The 4,794-nt window shown below is 33.8% G+C and carries 2 protein-coding genes; both read right to left on the bottom strand.

The features are described from left to right. Positions 1–146: 146 nt before the first annotated feature. Positions 147–1,112, bottom strand: a complete 966-nt coding sequence (locus AB1630_10400) for a GDP-mannose 4,6-dehydratase (protein ID MEW6104199.1) — start codon at positions 1,110–1,112, stop codon at positions 147–149. A gap of 54 nt (positions 1,113–1,166) precedes the next feature. Continuing rightward, positions 1,167–4,667 (bottom strand): translocation/assembly module TamB domain-containing protein, encoded by a 3,501-nt coding sequence (locus tag AB1630_10395; GenBank protein MEW6104198.1) that lies wholly within the window; start codon positions 4,665–4,667, stop codon positions 1,167–1,169. Between the last annotated feature and the right edge of the window lie 127 nt (positions 4,668–4,794).

Raw genomic sequence — 4,794 nt, 5'->3', positions numbered from 1 at the left:
TCTTTATAGCTTTGTATTTTTTCACCCATTCTCCCCTTTTTCTGTGAAACGGAGAAATTTCTCCCCTTCTTAAGATTCTCCCTTTCTCCCCTTCTCCCTCTCTCCGATTCATCCATTCTCCGTTTCTCTCTGTAATGACTGAATAGTTACGATTTTTTAAAGGTTTCTTCATACCATTTAATCGTTAATGAAAGCCCCTCATCTAATGAATATTTCGGAGAAAAGCCTAAAATTTCTTTTGCCTTTTTACAAGATAGGTATTGATCCTTAATCTCTCCCCTTGTTTCACCAAAGATAATGGGAGAAAGGTTTTCTTTCTTCATTATTTTTATTATTTTGTCAACAACCTCAATAACCGTAAATGGTTGTTCCTGACTAAAATTAAATGCTTCTCCACGGACATCTGGATTTTCCATATTATCTCCTAACTTTAAAAATCCATCTACCACATCTTCAACATAAATATAGTCTCTTTTTGGGCTTCCATCAGAGCGGATTATTGGCCTTTCATTCTTTAAAAGGGAAAGGATTGTTCCTGGAATTATCCTATTAAAATTTAGATCACCACCACCATAAATATTTCCACACCTTGCAATGGAAATTGGAAGATTGTATGTATGGATATAGCATTGAGAAAGGAGGTCTACGCAGGATTTTGAGCAATCGTAAGGATTTCTTCCTTGCAATGGATAATCCTCCTTATATGGAAGCTCTTTGTGTTCACCATAAGCCTTATCAGATGAAGAAACAATAATTCTCTTTACAATAGAGGATAAGCCCCTTATTGCTTCAAAGAGGTTATATGTTCCCCTTATGTTTGACTCAAATGTTGACAAAGGGTCTCTATTTGCGGTTTCTACAATGGTCTGCGCTCCTAAATGAAAGATTGTATTTATCTCATATTCATTTATTGCCCTATTTATAAGGTAATAGTCTGTAAGCTCTCCATGGACAATATTTATTCCTGAATACGAAAGGTTTGAAGAACATACCCTGTCCCTGATAAGCCCAACAATAAAAGCACCCTCTTTCTTTAGCCTATTACTTAAATGCGAGCCAAGAAGCCCTGTAATTCCTGTAATAAAAACCTTTTTGTCCTTCCAAAAACCCATAAAAAAATATTACCTTTATTACAAAAGAATAGTCAAGAATTTTTATGCCTAAAATCAAAAACTAATAGCCTTTCTGATGCCAATTTCATACTCACTGTTTCTTTTTTCGCTTTCTGGTGTATATAGGTATTTAATCCTTGTTCTTTTTCCTATATCGTATTCAAATCCTATCCTATGCTTATATCTATATTTTTCACTTTCATAATCCTCAATCTTTCCCTCATAGATAAGATATATCCTTTTTGTCAAATACCTTCCTATCTTTACCTCTGTTCCAATAAGGCCATAGCTATATGTTTGCGTGCCTTGGAATATATTTTCAGGAAAAGGTGTTATAACCTCAAGGTCTAGCCTTGTAAGGCTTCGAACAGAAGAAACAAGCCCCTTTGCTATTCTCTTTCCAACAAGGCTTGCAATAATGCCAGATGGCCTTTCCTTTTTTCCTTGTATTATTTTTATAAGCTCATCCTGGTTTTTCTCTGGAAAGGATGGAGAGGAAAGTGAAAGCTCTATGGGTAAAGAAATCATACCTTGATGGGAAAGCCTTAAAGGAATGCTATCAATTGTTGTATCTGCATATCCTGTGAGATAGGGAATTCCATCCCTGAATTCAAAATCTGCGCTACCAATAGAGAAATTAGAGGAAAGGTATTCAACCATCCCCCTCTTTGAATGGCAAGAGCCGCTTGGTTTTATTATATCTTTCTCCTTAATAAGCTTTAACCAACCCCCTTTTTCTATCTCAACATTACAAAATTCATTATAGAACCATACATTATGGCCTGCTTCAATTTGGGGTCCATAGATAAATTGGTCTAAAAATCCTGTCCCTAAACCCTGCTTTTCTGGGGGGTATGTAAATCTTGCATTAGAAACAATAATTTTACCCCTGCTTACCAACCCTCCCTCAATATTTTCAATTATAAGCTCTGCCAATGCCTCTCCCTTTATAATACCAGGAATATCTATTTTTATTGGCTCCCCATTTGTTTTAACCTCAAAGGTGTTATCTTTTATTTGTTGAAGGCTAATTTTTGTTTTCTTTGTCTTTCCTGTGAAACTCATTACTCTAATGTCCTCATCATCTATAGCAAGCCTACAGGATACATCATCAAAAGGCTCTTGAAATATAGGAAAGGAAAGATTTGAACCAGCAATGCTTATTTCTCCAGATATCTCTAAATCCCTTACCTCTCCCTTTGCTGTAATCTTTCCTGTAACTTTGGCAGGACCTATTTGTAAATTATCAAAAGAAACAACAAGGTTACAAACACCTTTTTTTATAGACCCAGAGACCATACCAGAAAGATTTAACCCTTCTAATTCCTGATATTGCATAGCTTCTGTAATGTCAGGAATTCTATAGCCCGATATAACAATATTTCTTGTAGAAAGCGTGCCATCCATTGTCTTATCCCTATATAAACCATTAAATGAGAAAGAGCCATTTATTGGAAGCTCGGCAATTTTAAAGGAAGAAGCATTTCCTTTACTTTCAATCTCTCCATTAGAAGAAATACTTGTATCAAAAGAGAGGAATCTATTATCAATGCCAACATATCCTTTTGATGAAAGAGCCTTATCCTTTATCTTAAAACAAAGGCTAAAGGAATCGCTATTTATACCTTGAAAGAATGTTGGATTTAAGACCTTAATGTTTCCTGTAATCTCTGGGTTATAGAGAAATCCAGAAAATGTGGCACTTCCGTTTGCTATTCCAGAGATATGGGGAGGTAGAAGGAAGATATTGGAGATTTTTGAAATATCTTCATTATTAAACCCTGCAAAGCCTGATAGGGTTTTTGAGGGAAGGAAAACCTCAAGTTCAAATTCTGTGTTATTAACCCTTGCATTTTTTATAGCAAGGGTATCCTCAATTATCATTATATCAGCGATGATCTTTGGCCATGTAGAATAAATTTGTCCAAATATGGATGGTTTTTTTAGAGAGCCGATAAGCCTTCCCTTAAAATCTACCTTTGCTTTAAGGTTTTTTAAAAATCTTTCTGTTTTTATATTTGTTATAAGAATTGGTGCGTCTATTTTATCTTCTTCTACCTTAAATTGCGAATAAATGGATGTTATTCCATCCACCAAAAGCTCAAGGTTTTCTATAAAAATTCCATTTTCTAATTTAATATTGCATAAGCCCTGATTTATAGGAATTTCTCCAAATTTTCCATATTCTATAATAATCTTTTGCTTTTCCTTCTCAAAAACTATTTTTCCTGATAAATCCAAAGGAATCTGTTTTACAAGGTCAGCATATCTAAACATTGTTGGTTTTTCTCCCTCTTTTTTAAGAAAAAGCCTCCTTTTTTCTGACACTAAAGAAGCGACAAAGGCTTTTCCATCCCATTCAATGTTTCCATCCTCAAATAAAACAGGTTTGATAAAATTTAAGGATAAAAGCATTGGTTTAAGAGAGATTGTTCCATTTGAGCTTGATGCAATGTTGCTTCCAGAAAGAGAAATTGTGCCTGTGTTAAGGAAAAGGATGTTATTGTCGCCATTTATTGATATATCAAGGGTTTCATTATCCCTTTTTAGGGTAAGGCATCCAAAAATATTTGGTTTTTCAAGGTTTCCTGTAATTGTTCCACATCCATTTAATATAACGCCTTTAAAAATGGGATGAATTAAAGCTAGGCAATTAGCATTGTCAAATTTAAGATAAAGAGAAATATCCTCTCCTATATCTCCAGAAAACCTTGTATTATTTATATATCCTTCTTTTATCTTAAAAACATCATCCTTTAATACACCATCAATAGAAAATGGGAAGATATTTTTTTTGTAAGATGTATTGCCTGTTATATTATAAAAGCCATTTTTTTCCTTAAAATTGGCTTTAAAAAAAAGGTTATCCCATAAAAATGAAAGCCTTCCTGTGGTTATTCCATTTTTCCATTCAAGGTTTCCTTTGATATTTTTTGCATTTTTTATTGAGCAATCCTTTAGCTCTCCTATAATTTTCAAATAAGCCTCTTTTTTAATGGTAATATCTACATTTCCTTTCTTTGGAACTTGAGGAAGGTATGGAAGAAGGCTTGCCTTTGCATCTTTTATATAGGCTGTAAAGCTATCGGATGTGCCGTCTATACTTGCTTTTCCACCAAGTCCACAACCATTAAAACGAAACCTTCTGTTTTTAAGGCTTCCACTTACATCATTAAACATTCCAAACCCGGCTATCTCTCCACCTCCTCCAATAACCTTAATTTCTATGTTTGGAAGGCTTATCTTCCTTTTTTTCTTAAAAAAATCCCTTTTTATGGAAAAATAAGGCTGAAAAAGGATAACCTTAACAGACCCTTCAATGCCTACCTCTAATAAACCATCACCTTTTATGGAAAATGCAGGGTTATAATATGAAATTCCAGAAAGGCTAAATTTGTTTGGAAATATGTATTTTGTCTTTTTAATTTTAACCTCTTTTGAATATCTTGCTATCTTTTTCTTTATAAACTCATCTGCCTTTTTTTCTATCCAGCCAGAAATCCCTTTTGGATATGAAAGTAAAGGGACAAATAAAAGAATGGCTATAAATCTCATTTGTAATTATTCACCCCCTCTTTGTGAAACGGAGAATCTTAAGAAAAAGAGAAAAGGAAAATATCATCTTTGTCTAATTAACCATTTATCCACTTTCTCAATCATTCATATAATCTGTCCAATGATT

Source organism: bacterium (assembly GCA_040753555.1).
GTDB lineage: Bacteria > UBA9089 > UBA9088 > UBA9088 > UBA9088 > JBFLYE01.
The sequence above is the reverse complement of the archived record's forward strand: the minus strand, read 5'-3'. Positions and strand labels throughout refer to the sequence as shown.

Bases quoted from the DNA above. Each gene is read 5' to 3' on its own strand.
- AB1630_10400 (MEW6104199.1), bottom strand. From the start codon at position 1,112: ATGGGTTTTTGGAAGGACAAAAAGGTTTTTATTACAGGAATTACAGGG.
- AB1630_10395 (MEW6104198.1), bottom strand. From the start codon at position 4,667: ATGAGATTTATAGCCATTCTTTTATTTGTCCCTTTACTTTCATATCCA.